The sequence below is a fragment of the Bifidobacterium sp. WCA-178-WT-4B genome (genome assembly GCF_009696495.1).
Taxonomy (GTDB): domain Bacteria; phylum Actinomycetota; class Actinomycetes; order Actinomycetales; family Bifidobacteriaceae; genus Bifidobacterium; species Bifidobacterium infantis.
This window is the reverse complement of record NZ_VULV01000023.1, coordinates 1-14,307: the sequence shown is the minus strand read 5'-3', so window position 1 is coordinate 14,307 and position 14,307 is coordinate 1. Positions and strand designations below refer to the sequence as shown.

Genomic DNA, 14,307 nt, shown 5'->3' with positions numbered 1-14,307 from the left:
TCGCCGACCCGTACGGTTCCTGGCAGCGTGGCGGCAACGAGAACAGGAACGGCAGGATCCGCCGCTACCTGCCCAAGGGAACCAGTTTCGAGGATCTCACGCAGGACGAGCTCGACGCGATCGTCGGGGAGATCAACGACACCCCCATGAAGCTCCTCGGCTACAAAACGCCCAACGAGGTATGGGACGAGGAGATCGCCAGGCTACAATCGAAGGCAGCCAGCCCGAACACAAGCGTTGCGCTTACAAATTGAATCCAGGAACCCCATACGGACTGCGAGAACATGCGATAATGATTCCAAGCGCCACCCAAACGGCGCAAACAAACCTTATAACTCAATCGTGGGCCGGTCGGGCCGACCGCCACGGTCACCAAAAAGCACGCCAGCCCAACCCCAGGGATTGGGACAGGGATGCAAATAAGACGGAATCCGCCCTCTTACGGTGGGTGCAGCGCACGATCCCCCAAACGTGAACCGATTGAAAACCCGACAGCCTCCATCAAGGCAGGGCAAGTAAAAGAACGGTCGAAGACAGGGAATCCCCGGCCTCCAGACCGGGGAGGAGGTCAACCGTGAAACCAACAAGCGTCGCGTGTCCGCCGGCCTGCCGGAATTCAAGGTCAGCTTCGTTCAAACCGCGGCCGCAAGCACAGAGGCCAACTATATGGCTTCGACCAACACGATGGAACACAACTTCAATGAAGGCGTTAGTGTTGGCCAGAACATCGCAGGCGGCCCCGATCCGGTGTCCCGCTGGTACGACGCCGAAAAGGTCACCTATGAGAAGCTCATCCAGGAGCATCCGGAATACAAGGACCTGTCCGGCTACGAGCTGATGCAGAAGGATGAGGCCGCGTACAAGACGGTCGGCCACTACCTGAACATCATCAATCCCAAAGCCACGACCATCGGCGTCGGTTACAACACGAGCGGCAAGTATGGGTGTGATCCAGCCAGAACTTCGGCACCGACACCGACACGGTCGTCACCGTCGACGAGTACAAGAAGCTTGTCGACTCGGCCATGAACGGCACCGTAGACCCATCGATCGAACAAGCCGTCAAAGATGCTCAGACGGTGTGCGACAAGGCCAAGGCCACGGTCGATGAAGCTCAGAAGAACGTCGACGCCATTCAGCTGAAGGTCGACGCGTACAAGGATTCCGACAAGGCGATAGCCGACGCTCAGAAGAAGCTTGACGACGCGAAGAAGACCCTCGAGGACGCTCAGGCTGCGAAGGACAAGGCTGACAAGACTCTGGCGGACGCAGAGACGGCCGTCAAGCAGGCTCAGTCGGATAAGGAGCAGGCCGACAAGGATCTCGCCGAATTCAACGACGCCGCCACCGGCGACGAGGATACGGACACTCCGTCCGACGGCAACGACGGCGTCTTGGATCAGACCAACAGCAACACCAACAACACTAATGCGAACGCCGCAAGTGGTGACAAACTCGCCCAAACCGGAACCGGCGCTGCGACGGCACTCACCCTCGCAGCGATCATGACGATCGCCGACGCAGGCTGCGTGCTCGCCTCGGCGAAGATGCACAAACAGCAAGATTGACCTACATAAATAAGGTGACTGGCGGGCGGTTCAGGGCAAACCCGGGCCTCCCGCCTCTTTGTCTCGACGCGAACGCAGGTCGTGTAATCGAAGCGACAACTCGGACGAAAACCATGCGTTATGAGCGGAACGGCGATGTCCGCGAATGCGTCGATTCGCGCACGCCTCGCCCACGACAATGGGATTTGAAGCAACAAGGAGCTAAAGAAACGCCATGAGCTTCGAAACCAAACCATCGCACATCGCGAAACGCGACTACCCGAACAGCAAGAAAAACCGTCCCGCCGAAATCGCAGAGGCATTCCTCGACGAGCAAAGCGCGATGGAATTCGCCAATGCAATGGGTTGGCCGTTCCTCACCGGCGAGGAACAGCTAACTTCGGAATCAGCACATGCCTGAAGACGCACCTGGACGTCAGGTTCAACTCTTTTCGATTGCGGCTCGTTCCATGTTGATGTCACGCACCGCTGCGATGTCGACCTTGGGCTTTCTGTCGTATGTGTATAGTCCGTTGCATTCCTGCTCGACGTCATATAGCTGCGTGTAGCAGAAGCCGAAAATGGCCGGATTGTCCAACAGAGCCTTCGTTAGACCGTGGTAGCGTTCCACGAACTCCGACTCGCCCGCAGCGGCCTCCCCGTACCCCCACGACTCTCCTCCGTCCACGCGTGCGCGGCTTGCTATCTTGATGCCACCGTATTCGCTGACAAAGAAGGGTTTGCATCCTTGGTAACGCTGGCGTTCGGGGAATGGGTCAACGTAGCCCGAGCCGTCCGAGGGATCCAGTCCGGCGTAGTTGCCTGCGAAGCGTATGGGATCCTGCTCGTAATCATGCACGTCGTAGATGTCGGTGACGGTGTGGAACATACCGCTGGTGTCGATGCACGGACGCGATGGGTCGATGGCTTTGGTGACCGCATATGTCTGCCGGAGCACATCATCGTCTTGTTTCGTTCCGTCGACGTCCCAGGTCTCGTTGAACGGGCACCAGCCGACGATCGATGGATGATTGATGTCCCTTTCCAGGAGTTCCAGCCATTCGGGAAGGAAGGCGGTCAATCCTGATGCCGTGGTGATGTCGAGACCCCAGTTGGCCATTTCCCCCCATACGATGTATCCTTTGCGGTCGCATTCGTACAGGAACCTTGGTTCGAACGCCTTTTGGTGGAGCCTCGCACCGTTGAATCCCGCCGCCATCGACAGGTCGATGTCGCGGGACAGTTCTTCCAGGTCCTTGGCCGTATAGATGCCTTCCGGGTAGTAGCCCTGGTCCAGGACGAGGCGTTGGAATACGGGTTCGCCGTTGATGAGCACTCGGTTACCGTCGATGTCCACGGATCGCATGCCGAAGTAACTGCAGACGACGTCTTCGCCGTAGCTGATTCGCACATCGTATAGGTTGCCTTGTCCGACGGTCCATGGGACAGTTTTCTCAAGTGGCACCTCCAGGGAGCATCTGTCACTGCCCATGGCGATGGACGCAGAGCCCACCTGGTTCCCCTCGAAGCTGATGGTTATGTTCGCCAGCTGTGATCTTTGCCGGGTTCGGCCATTGACCGTCAGGTCGATGCCGACACTGTCTCGCGATAGATTCGGATGAAAGCGGGCCGAAACGACGTGGGTCTGCGGCATGAATTCCAGCCATACGGTCTGCCATATGCCTGTAGTGCGGGTGTAGCAGCAGCCGTATGAGTCGTAGCGTTCGGATTGCTTGCCCCTTGGCTGTCGTCCAGATCGCAGTTCGTCCTTCACGCATACGACCAATTCGTTCACACCCACGTGCGCTATTCTCTGGATGTCGAAACTGAATGGGGAGTATCCTCCGCGATGTACTCCAAGTCGTTCCCCGTTCAGGTAGACGGTCGTTTCATAATCAACGGCGCCGAAGTGAAGTCTGACTATACCGGCGAGTTCTTTTTCGCTGAGTTCGATTGATCGCCTGTACCAACAGCAGTGAATGAAGTCCTTGTATTCGATACCCGACAGTTTGCTTTCCGGACAAAAAGGCACGACTATGCTCTGGTCGAAGTCATGCTTCCTGTACCATCCCCTGTCCTGTCCGCTGCAGTTGAGATCGAGTTGAAAGTCCCATGTGCCGTTGAGACAGCGCCAATTGTCTCTTTGCCACTGCGGTTCGGGATGTTCGGGCCTTGGCACGTCGCTGTGTCCTGTCGTCCCCATTATGATGCTCCCTTTCGGATGGTGTTGTTCTTTATTTTTCGTCATGTTCGGCGCAGCCCCTTTTAACGGGCTGCGCCCAACTGTCTGGGGCGCGCCGTTTTCCGATGTGCTTCAGGCTACGGCGAAGATGGCGCGTTTCAAGTCCTCTCGTCGGCTGGAGTGGCCGATGAGCAGTTCGAATTCGCCGGGTTCGACGATGCGGTTGGCGTCCGGATCGACGATGGTGCAGTCTGCGACGGGAATGTCGAAAGAGACGATCCTGCTTTCGCCCGGCTGCAGTTCGACGCGTCGAAACGCCTTGAGTTCCCGATCGGCCCAGCTGGTGGATGTCACGAGGTCCCCGACATATGCCTGCACGACCTCGACGCCGTAACGCTTCCCGGTGTTGGTCACGGTGACTTCGGCATGTATGGTGTCGGCTGCGGTGAAGACGCCGGAAGGCGGGACATTGCTAATCGTCGGATCATCGTACTCGAACGTGGTGTATCCGAGTCCCTCGCCGAACGCGAACGCCGGATCCTGCGTCAGATCGGCGTACCGGTCGCCATGCTGGCCTCTGATCTGGTTGTAATAGACCGGCAGCTGACCCGCATGGCGCGGGAAAGTGATCGGCAGACGCCCGGATGGATCCGTCAGACCGAAAATGATCTCGGCTATGGCGCGACCGCCCTCCATGCCCGGTGAAGGAGCCCACAGCAGGGCGCTTGCCCCGCCCTCGCTCTCACGGCAGTGGATAGGCGTGCCATCGGGACGCAGACTGGCGACGACAGGAACGGGACCAACCACCGACGGTGGAAGCACCTGCGGCTTGGAGCTGACCAACACCACGACCAATGGCTTCCCGGTTTCCCTCGACACATCGGCGAGCGCATCGAGTAGTGCGTTTTGTCCGCCGAGTAGTTCGAGTGTGGCGGTGGAACATCCTTCGCCGATCAGTTGCACTACGTCGCCGACGACGGTCACGATTGCGTCGGATTGGCGGGCTGTGGCTACGGCTTCGTCGATCATTGTCTGGTCGGCGGGTGCGGGGACGGCTACCTTGGGTCGGGGTTGTCCGTCGGGATAGAGTTCGCCCTCGGGGTCGGGCACGATGTTCACGATGTTCGCGCCGCGCATGTAGGCGACTTCGATGCCGGTCTTTTTTGCGATGGCTTTGATGCCGTCGAGTACGGTGGTGATCGCTTCGCGTGGATGGCCGTCGGGCATCCAGTTGACTTGTCCGGAGTTGCCGGCCCAGTCGCCGAGTTGGGTTTGCGCGTCGTCGGCCAGCGGTCCGATGACGGCGATGTGTTTGATTGTGTTGGCAGCGGAGCTGTTGTTTTCGATGTTCAGGGGCAGTGAGCCGTCGTTGCGCAGCAGGACCACGGATTCTCGGGTCAGCTCGAGGTTCGCCTGTCGATGTTCCGCCGAACCCATGATGACCTTGATACGTTCGGGATCCGGTAGACGCGGGTCTTCGAAGAGTCCCAGACGGAACTTCAACGCCAGGATGCGTGACACTGCGGCATCGATCAGTGATTCGTCGAGCAGGCCTGTGTCCACGGCCTCGATCGCGCCTTCGTAGAACTGTGGCGTGGTCATGATCAGGTCATTGCCTGACTTGACGGCGTCCGCCGCCGCATGCGTATAGTCTGGCTTGACGTGCTGTTCCCAGACGGAGCGGCCCACGTTGTCCCAGTCGGTGATGAGTGTGCCCTGGTAGTTCCAGGAGCCACGTAGCTTTTCTTTCAGGAGCCACTGGTTGAAGGTGACCGGGACGCCGTCAATGGATTCGTATCCGAGCATGAATGTGCCGCAGCCTTCTTTGGCTACGCGTTCGAAGGGTGGAAGGAACCATGACTCAAGCTTGCGATGGCTGAGTTCAGCCTCGGATGCGTCGCGGCCGCCCTGAGTTTCGGAATAGCCTGCGAAGTGTTTGGCGCAGGCGAGGATAGCGTCTCGGCCCAATGGTTCCGTGGCGTTGGCTCCGCCTTGGTAGCCTTTGACGATGGCGCTGGAGAGTTCGCCGATCAGCGTCGGATCTTCGCCGAAGGTCTCCCCCACGCGTCCCCAGCGGGTATCGCGGGCGATGCACAGCACCGGGGAGAAGGTCCAATGCACACCCGTGGCAGAGACCTCTTCGGCAGTTGCCCGGCCCATCGATTCAATCTTGTCCGGATCCCAGCTTGTCGCCATGCCCAATTGTTCGGGGAAGATCGTCGCGCCGGGCCAGAAGGAGTATCCGTGGATGCAGTCGTCGCCGATGATCAGGGGAATGCCGAGACGTGTCTTCGTGTTGACGGTCTCGGCCGCTCGAGGCAGGTCGTCCGGACTGGTGTGCAGGATCGAGCCGACGTGCCTGTTCACAATCAAGTCGTCCAAGTCGCCGGAGCGTGCGTCGAGCTGCATCATCTGCCCGACCTTTTCTTCCAGGGTCATGCGGGAGAGCAGGTCGTCGATGCGTTCTTCAACCGGCAGATCCGGGTTGCGGTAGGGGAGCTTCTGGCCGCTGATGTTCTCGCTCATACTTGTTCGTTCCTTTCGTCTTTTTGCGGCTCGTGGCCCATTTCGGTTTGCCTGTGATCGAACACCACCGCGATCAGCGCTTTTATCGCGAAGTCCACGGTGCTGGGCATGTCGATGTGGTCTTTATCAATGAGCCATTGCAATTGCAGGCCGTCCATGACCGCGATGATGGACGCGCAGGCCGCTTCGGCCTTTTCCTCGTCGAGGTCCCGTCCCATTTCGTCGGCCATGTCTTGCATTCGCTCTTTGAGTTCGTTGCGTAGTCCGTCGTACCGTTCGTGGAAGTATGTGTTTCCCGGGTTGTTCTCCGTCACTGATTCGGCCGACAGGGTGACGAAGGTTCGCACCACGTTGGGACGGCTCGCGTTCAACTCTGCGGTCTCCACCAAGTGGCGGAACGCCTGCGCCCCCCTGGGCAGATGCCCCTGGTCGAATTCGGCGACTTCGCTGGCGTCCCGGTTCCTGAGCACCGCTTCCAGCAGTCCTCGTTTTGATCCGAAGTAATGCAGGACCCCGGCCCTGGTCATTCCTACCCTGTCGGCCACTTCCTGCAGCGTTCCGTTCGCCGTGCCTTTGCTGCCGAACACGTCGGCGGCGGCCTCGATGATGCTTTGGCGTCGCTCCTCGGTCTCGGGTCGGTGCCGTGGCGTGGTTTTCTTCTCGTTGTTCATGATTCGATGTCGGCTTTCATTCTTGTGGGTTCGGTTCGAGGCGTTGTCCCATGGCTCGCCGCCGGTCTGGACTGCGCCACGTGTTCGAGCAGGATCGGCTCCAGTATCAGCACGTTGATCCAGACGCATAATGCCGGGGCGAACAATAACCACACCAGCAGCAGGCGCGGCGCGAAGACCGGCAGGCCTCCCATGAGGACGATGGTCACGACCACGCACGCCATGGACGGCAGGAGGTGCTGCAAGGCCAGCGAGAACGATCCTCGAATAATCTCGCCCACGCTCATCGTGAAGTAGGCGGGAAGCATGAACATGTACGTCGCGGCCATGAGGATGACGCCGTACGCCGCCAGGATCAGCAGCATGAGGGGCGTGAACGAGTTGGTGAGGTTCTGCAATTCCTGGAATCCCAGCACCATGGCGATGCCCGCCGTCAGAAGCATCGCCCATAATCCGGTCGGTTTTGCGAATCCTCTTCTGAATTCACGGACGAATTCCCTCCATACGGCGACGTCCCCCTCCCGTCTCATCCTGCGGCACACCGAGTAGGCCGCCGAGATGCTGGCGCCTATGGTGACGAGAGGCAGGCTGAACAGCACCATGAGGACGTTGAGTTCTAGAATCTGCACCATGGTGCTCAGCAATGCGTATAGTTTGCCGTCCGTGGAGAATATCTGCTTGATCATTTGCCTCACCTCCATACGATCGTAGCAACGGCTTTAGGCGTCAGCGTAACGTTGGCCGCGTTATCCTCCCACCCCGCCCTGACGGTTATCGGAGATTCCCCATCGTTCAGAAGAACCATGGCGCGGCTTCCATCTTCGTTGAGCGCCGCCACGCATCGCGCGCCGTCCGTGTTTCCCGTTGCGATGGTGGGGACGACATGGGCCCCCGGACGAATGTGACGGCTGAAATGCGCCAGCCCGTAGTAGTCGATCTCCTTGCTCGCCTTGCGACGTTCGGAGTCGACGCGCAGCAGCCCCCTGCATGTGGATTCCCCGAATCCAGGCACCGTCGGTCCGCGATGCTCGTCCAAAGCGATGTTCCATAGGACGAACGCATTCGCCCCATGGTTCAGTGCCTGGATGATCATGCCAACCAGGTGGCTAAACGCCGGTTCGAACCCGGGGATCCATTCTCCGCCCGACGCTTCGGTCACATAGGAGAATTTCCCGGGGTGGCGTTCGGACACGACGCTCTGCGATTGGGGGTCGCCCGCGTACCAATGCCATGCGATTCCATCGAACGATTCGGCCGCGCCGTCAAGCAACGCCAGCGGATAGTCGCATCTGTCCCAATTGTGGTCGTATCCGAGTATCAGCGTCTTGAATCCCGCTTCGCGCATGGCCGTCCTGAGATGGTCCCTGACGAAGACGGTCTCCTCCTGTGCGCTCATCGCCATGCTGGGGTAATGGGTGGGCTCGTACAGGGGCTCATTCTGAGGCGTGACGGCATGTACTTCGATGCCGTGGGACCCGTAGGCGCGCAAGCACTGGACGAAATACCTGGCGTAGGTTTCCCGGCAGTCTTCCCTGAGGCTTCCCGCCTTCATGCTTCCGTTGGTCTTCATCCATGCGGGGGCGCTCCATGGGCTCATCACGACCTTCAGGTCGGGGTTCAGCCGTTTGGCCTCGTGGATCAGGGGTATCACGTTGCGTTCGTCTCGCGCGATGGAGAAATGCTCCATCGAGTCGTCCCGTTTCCCATCCGGCATGTCGTCGTAGCTGTAGACATCCCTGGCGTAATCGCTTGCGCCCATCGGATTGCGGAGCATCGACAGGCCGATGCCCTGGTCCGGGTCGAAGAGGTCCGTCATGGCTTGTTTTCTGCTCTCATCGCCCAGCGTCTCGTTGAGCAGATACGCGGAGGAGTCCGTGAGGGACGCGCCGAAGCCGACGACGCGCTGCATCGTTTCCCCGGGTTTCATCATGATCTCCACGTCGAACGTCCCCTCGTGCGAGGCTTGTTCGACGGGTTCCATGAGATGCCTTTGGGAAATGGTGCGGAAGATCTTCGCTCCCATGGGTTCCTCCTTCTTCAATCAACCGTTCGTCGACGTTGACGTCATGGCCGTGCTTATGTCTGGATGGTCCCCCCATGGGGGTGAACAACGGGCAATCGCCCGGAACCGTTCACCCCCATGGGGGGGGGATGGGCTCACTCGCCCAGTCTCTTCATGTTCGCGGCGATCTTCTCGTCGCGGATCTTGTTGATCTGGTCGATGCCGTTGTCCTTCTCGAACTTCTCGTACGTGGTCAGCAGTTCGTCGAATTTCTTTTCGGATTCGGCGCGGATCATCGACACCAGGGTCGTCGACCAGTTCGTGTTGATCGCGGACAGGGACCGAGACTGAGGAGTGTTCGCGTCGGGGCTGATGTTCTCGATCTCGAACTGGGGCTTGAGGTAGTCTCGTCCCCAGTCCTGCATCTGACGGATCGCTTGGACGTATGAATCCTTGTTCAGGGCCTTGTACCGGTCGTGGCTGAACAGGACGAACTCGCCGATTCGCCATTCCTTCTGGAACTTCTCCGGTTCGTTGGTGCGCACTTCGTTGGCCTCGTCCGTCCATGAGACGGTGCCGTCGGAGTTCTTGGTGTAGGTCTTTCCCTCGATGCCGAAGTTCACCAGGTACTGGCCGGGGTCGTCGAGCAGATACGTGTACAGCTGCATGGCCTTCGCCGGGTTCTTGGTCTTCTTGGAGATGTAGGTGATGGTCCATCCGCTCAGTCCGGCCTGGGACAGGGTCGGCTCGTTGCCTTCCGTGGACTCCATGGCGTCGACGGCGACGTATTCCTTGCCGGGGTTCGAGGACATCCAGGTTTGAAGTTCGGTGCCTTTCTGGGGGAACGCCTGGAGCAGCATGGTGGCGTACTTGCCCGAGCTCACCTTTTCCTTAAGCGTTTCCTCGTCGTCGGCGAAGCTGTCGTCGGAGATGTTTCTATCCTGGTGTACCTGCCTCAACGCCTTGAGCCAGGTCACGTAGTCCTCGTCTAGGTTCCTCTCGTAGAACTTGCCGTCTTTGATGATCGGAACGCCGAGCATGTTCTGCAATGTGGCGTCGAGGGAGCTGTTGGATGCATCGAACGAGTTGAAGCCGAACGGGACGAGATCGGGGAACTTCTCCTTGATGGTCTTCATCGCGCTGACGAATCCCTCCGGGGTCTTGAAGTCGACATCTCCGATCGCGTCCAGCACGTCCTTGCGGATGATGAACGCGTCCGTGGGAGGAATGGTTCCGTCCTCATAGTCCCGGGACGTGTTCGAGTACGAGGGGTAGCCGTAGGTCTTGCCGTCCTTGAGCTTGTACCAGTCCAACGTCTGCTTCTGAGCCACCTTGGTGAAGTACGGATCGTACTTCTTGGCGAGATCCTGCAGTGGCAAAGCCCATTTGTTGGCCGTCTGCGCCACCTGGGAGCTGGAGTCGAAGATCGTGATGAGGTCCGGCATGTCGCCGCTGGCGAAGAATGTGTTGAGCTTGGTGTTATCACCTGTGATGAACTCGACGTCGAGGTTCAGGTCTTCCTTGATCTGCTTGGTCACGAGATCCTCGCCCCAGGATTTGTTCCACCAATCGGCGTTGACGTACCAGGTGAGCTTGGTGTCCTTAGTCTTGTCCAGCTTCCATGCCGGAGTGTCCGCGGACACTTCGTAGCTGGGATCTGGCAAGTTCGCCGTAGCGTCGTCCGTCTTGGCCGACGAACTGCCGCCGCATCCGGCCAACACCAGCATGGAGGCCGCTCCAGCCACCGCGACCATTTTAGTGAAGACTCCTTTGTACTTCATTGTTCCATTCCTTTCATTTCATTTCTTTTTCTGTCTTCCTTGGGCGAGAATTGCCGTGGGCTCGCGCGGATCAGGGTCTCCATCGGCCGTCTCATCCTTTCACCGCGCCAAGCATCGTGCCGCTGACGAAGTACCTTTGGACGAACGGGTAGAGTATGAGGATCGGCGCGATGGTGATGATGATCGTCGCCAGACGCATTCCTCTTGTCGTGGTGTCGACCATCAGCGATCCCACGGTGCCCATTTGCGCCGAGGCCTGCGAACGGACGATGATCTCATAGAGCCTCATCTGCAGCGGATACAACGCCTCGTTGTTGATGTACAGCTTGGTGGTCATGAAGTCGTTCCATTGGGCAACTCCGTGGAAGAGAGCGATGGTCGCCAACGCCGGCTTGGAGAGCGGGAGGATGATCGAGGAGAAGACCCGCAGCTCCCCCGCTCCATCGATCCTTGCGGAGTCGATCAACGAATTCGGCACCTGTCGGAAGAAGTTCATCAGGATGATCACGTCGTAGTAGCTGAACAGTCCGGGGATGATATAGACCCAGAAGGAGTCCAGAAGGCCCAACGACTTGATGAGCAGATAGGTCGGGATCATACCGCCGGAGAAGAACATCGTGATGATGCCCATCGCGGAGTACACTGACCTTCCCTTCAGATATGCCTTGCTCAACGGATAGGCGAACACGGCGCAGAACATCGTGTGCGCGATCACGCCCACCGCGGTTCTGGAGACAGAGATGAACAGCGACTGCCACAATCCATCGTCGGAGAACACTGCCGCGTAGTTGTCGAGGGACAACGCTTTCGGCCAGAAGATGAAGTCGTTTTCTGACAGGGATTCCGAAGTGGCGAACGACGAGATGACGATGTTCCACACCGGAACCACGATGATAATGGTGAACAACAGCAGCAGGGCGGCGTTCGCTACGTCGAAGAAGATCGAATTATGCCTCACGCGCTGGGATCGGGCAACGCAACTAGGTTTCCCTTCGGGAAGGCCTTTCACGGTCTTTGCATTCATGTCGTCTTCCTCTCTCAGAGCACGGACTGATTGTCGTTGATTTTCTTCGTCACCAGGTTGACGGCTACCAGCAGGATCGTGGACACGATCGAGACGCCGAGGCCCACGGCCGTCGCATAGGAGAAGTCTCCTTCGGACAGGCCCACCCGGTAGACGTAGGAGTTGATGACCTCAGCCTTGGGCTGGTTCTGTGAATTCATCAGGACGAGCGTCTGGTCCAGGTTGGATCCCAGTAGTCCCGACACCGTCAGGATGAGGTTCAGGATGATGATCTGGCGGATGCCCGGGATGGTGATGTTCCATATGCGTTGGATCTTGGATGCTCCGTCGATCTCCGCGGCCTCGTACAACGCGTTGTCGATTCCCGCCATGGTCGCCAGATACAGGATCGTTCCCCATCCGGCTTCCTTCCACACGTCCGAAAGGGAAGCGATCCACCAGTATTTGTCGGCGTCGAGCAGATAGTTCGAGTCTGCGTTGAAGCCTAGGAATTGAAGGATTTCATTAAGAAGGCCGTTGGTTGACAGCCAGTTGATCAGCATGCCTCCGAGGATGATCCATGAAAAAAAATGAGGGAGATAGGTCAGCGTCTGTACTATCTTCTTGAATGGTGTCCATGGGATTTCGTAGATCATGACCGCCAACACGATGGGCAGGAGGAATCCCAGCGTCAGTTTGATGAAGCTGATGCCCAGGGTGTTGACCACGGATTGCCAGAAATACTGGTCCTTCAGGATAGTTTCGAAATTCTGCCAGCCGACCCAAGGCGCGTCCTCGATGGTGTCCACCACCGTGTATTGCTTGAATGCCAGGACCAAACCGTAGATGGGGATGAAGTTGAAGACGATCATGAAGATGATGCCAGGCAAGATCATGGCCTGCAGCTGCCATTGTCTCCCGAACTGGACGAACCATGATCTGACGCGGTGGACATTGCCTTCGGATCGTGCCCTTTCCCTCCGGGTGGAGATTCTCCTGCTTTTTTCTGCAGCGCCCATGCTCGTTCACTCTCCTTAAAGGAATGCAATACACAACATCTTTGTTACTGCTGCAATTCGAATCCTCTTTTGGACTCGATATCCAGTAAGCATAATGTTACTTACTTGTAAGTAAGTATGTCAAATGGCATGTCACCCTCAAGCGAGCCATCTTGAGCCTCGAATTAGGCTCAAGCAACCGTTTTCTCTTCTCCGATAACGTTCGATAATCCGTACACGCATACGAAAAAAGAGGGTTATTCGTAATGAAGCGATTCCCGCCGTAACAATCTCATTTCGGAATAACCCCACATACACCGATGAGCCAATCTCAAGCTAGTCGATCAAATCCTCGAGTTCGCCTGCGAATCATCGCAGTTCGTCATCCGTGGTGCGGAACGTTATGCTCGCCGTACTGTTGTCGACACGGACCGTGTAATGGTCGAGGGGTGGATTCTAGTGGCGGTTGCAACACCTGAGGTTTGAGCGGTCTTCCATGGCCGCGTTGTCGGTTGTTGGGGTTGTCACGCGGCGTCGGGCAGGTCGATGATCTTCTCGCTTGGTTTCATGAAGCCGGGGGTCTTGCGTGGCCGGTCGTTGAGTTCCTCGGCGACCGCGTCGAGGTGCCCCTCCGGGTAGAAGGATGGGCCGGTGCCTTTGGGGAAGTGCTGGCGCAGGAGCCCGTTGGTGCTCTCGTTGGCGCCGCGCTGCCACGGGGAGTGCGGGTCGCAGAAGCAGACGGCCATGTCCGGCGAGGCGCCGGTCCGTTTGTGCGGGGCGGGTTCCGCTCCCTGGTCCCAGGTCGGCGAATCGCGCAGGAGTTTGGGCGGCGGGGCCATTTTGTCGATGATGGCCCGATGGACGTGTCCGGCGTCGCGCCCGTCGGGCAGGTGCGGCAGGATCGTGAACCTGGTGGCGCGCTCGACGAGCGTGCCGATCGCGCTTTTGTCGCGGCCGCCGGTGATGAGATCGCCCTCCCGGCGGCCCGGGACCGCCCGGTCCTCGATCTGCGGGGGTCGCTCCGAGACCATGACCATGGGTTCGCGGAAACGGGGTTCGCGGCCTCGGCCGCCTTGGGGCCTGCGGGCGGTTCGCCCCTGCCCCACGGCGCGTTTCGGCCCCTGCTTGAGTCCCGCCCCCGGCCTGCAGGCAGATGGCCTGGCAGATGGTTTCGACGCTTGCGTGCATGTCACCATTATCCGGGAACATCGCCTTCGGCCCCCGATGTCTATTTAGAGGTGCAACACCCCTGTTGGTCCTGCAATTCCAGCAGTTCGTCGGCGAATGCCTCGGCGGGTGTCCGGTAGTCCAGCACGCGCATGGGACGGTTGTCGGCCTCGTCGACAATCTCCCGCAGTTCCCCGGCCATGTCCATCCGGATCTCGCTGCGTTCGGGCGGATACCGGCGGATCATGCCGTTCCTGTTCTCGTTGCTTCCCCGCCGCCGGCTGGAGTACGGGTCGGCGAAGTACGTGTCCATGCCCGGCCCGTCGCGCAGGCGCGTGTGGCGGGCGAACCCGGTGCCGTTGTCGTGCGTGACGCCGCCGCGCGCGCCGGCCGGCAGCGGCGAGAACATGTCCAGCTGCGCCCCGACGCT

General features: G+C 58.9%; 13 protein-coding genes and 1 pseudogene. 4 read left to right on the top strand and 10 right to left on the bottom strand.

Features of this window, described 5'->3' with window-relative positions; translation table 11 throughout:
• From FYJ31_RS12255 to FYJ31_RS12240, 4 genes are all read left to right on the top strand, one after another.
• A partial coding sequence (locus FYJ31_RS12255; protein WP_195839513.1) for an IS30 family transposase occupies positions 1-254 on the top strand: 254 nt, incomplete at its 5' end.
• A 286-nt stretch (positions 255-540) separates the two neighbouring features.
• Positions 541-1,029, top strand: a complete 489-nt coding sequence (locus tag FYJ31_RS12250; protein WP_326831217.1) for a CAP domain-containing protein — start codon at positions 541-543, stop codon at positions 1,027-1,029.
• Entirely contained in the window at positions 1,026-1,568 is a 543-nt protein-coding gene (locus FYJ31_RS12245; protein ID WP_154536801.1) for a hypothetical protein, read from the top strand. The genes FYJ31_RS12250 and FYJ31_RS12245 overlap by 4 nt, the downstream gene beginning before the upstream one ends.
• Positions 1,569-1,782: 214 nt before the next feature.
• The gene (locus tag FYJ31_RS12240) at positions 1,783-1,968 is read left to right on the top strand and encodes a hypothetical protein (protein ID WP_025221529.1); all 186 of its coding nucleotides are present in this window, start codon (positions 1,783-1,785) and stop codon (positions 1,966-1,968) included.
• Between the two features lie 21 nt (positions 1,969-1,989).
• Here the strand turns inward: FYJ31_RS12240 and FYJ31_RS12235 are convergent, their stop codons facing one another.
• The 10 genes and pseudogenes from FYJ31_RS12235 to FYJ31_RS12190 form a co-directional block, all read right to left on the bottom strand.
• A complete protein-coding gene (locus tag FYJ31_RS12235) occupies positions 1,990-3,750 on the bottom strand; it encodes a glycoside hydrolase family 2 protein (RefSeq protein WP_154536800.1) in 1,761 nt (586 codons plus the stop codon).
• Positions 3,751-3,861: 111 nt separating this feature from the next.
• Entirely contained in the window at positions 3,862-6,255 is a 2,394-nt protein-coding gene (locus tag FYJ31_RS12230) for a glycoside hydrolase family 3 N-terminal domain-containing protein (RefSeq protein WP_154536799.1), read from the bottom strand.
• On the bottom strand, positions 6,252-6,926 hold the full coding sequence (locus tag FYJ31_RS12590) for a TetR/AcrR family transcriptional regulator (RefSeq protein WP_195839512.1): 675 nt from the start codon (positions 6,924-6,926) through the stop codon (positions 6,252-6,254). Before FYJ31_RS12590 ends, FYJ31_RS12230 begins: the two co-directional genes overlap by 4 nt.
• Positions 6,923-7,612, bottom strand: a complete 690-nt coding sequence (locus FYJ31_RS12220; protein WP_195839511.1) for a YesL family protein — start codon at positions 7,610-7,612, stop codon at positions 6,923-6,925. The genes FYJ31_RS12590 and FYJ31_RS12220 overlap by 4 nt, the downstream gene beginning before the upstream one ends.
• Before the next feature lie 5 nt (positions 7,613-7,617).
• Positions 7,618-8,949 carry a glycoside hydrolase family 30 protein gene (locus FYJ31_RS12215; RefSeq protein WP_154536796.1) on the bottom strand — a complete coding sequence of 444 codons (1,332 nt, stop codon included), beginning with the start codon at positions 8,947-8,949 and terminating at the stop codon, positions 7,618-7,620.
• Between the two features lie 134 nt (positions 8,950-9,083).
• A complete protein-coding gene (locus tag FYJ31_RS12210) occupies positions 9,084-10,709 on the bottom strand; it encodes a sugar ABC transporter substrate-binding protein (RefSeq protein ID WP_154050176.1) in 1,626 nt (541 codons plus the stop codon).
• A 91-nt stretch (positions 10,710-10,800) separates the two neighbouring features.
• Positions 10,801-11,733: a carbohydrate ABC transporter permease gene (locus tag FYJ31_RS12205; RefSeq protein ID WP_154536795.1), complete on the bottom strand. Its 933-nt coding sequence runs from the start codon at positions 11,731-11,733 to the stop codon at positions 10,801-10,803.
• A 14-nt stretch (positions 11,734-11,747) separates the two neighbouring features.
• Positions 11,748-12,731, bottom strand: a complete 984-nt coding sequence (locus tag FYJ31_RS12200) for an ABC transporter permease (RefSeq protein ID WP_143246398.1) — start codon at positions 12,729-12,731, stop codon at positions 11,748-11,750.
• A 503-nt stretch (positions 12,732-13,234) separates the two neighbouring features.
• A pseudogene (locus FYJ31_RS12195) lies at positions 13,235-13,952 on the bottom strand (IS30 family transposase); the annotation flags it as partial.
• Positions 13,939-14,307 (bottom strand): IS30 family transposase (locus FYJ31_RS12190; protein WP_195839510.1); only part of this gene is annotated, 369 nt, incomplete at its 5' end. The pseudogene FYJ31_RS12195 and the gene FYJ31_RS12190, both read right to left, overlap by 14 nt.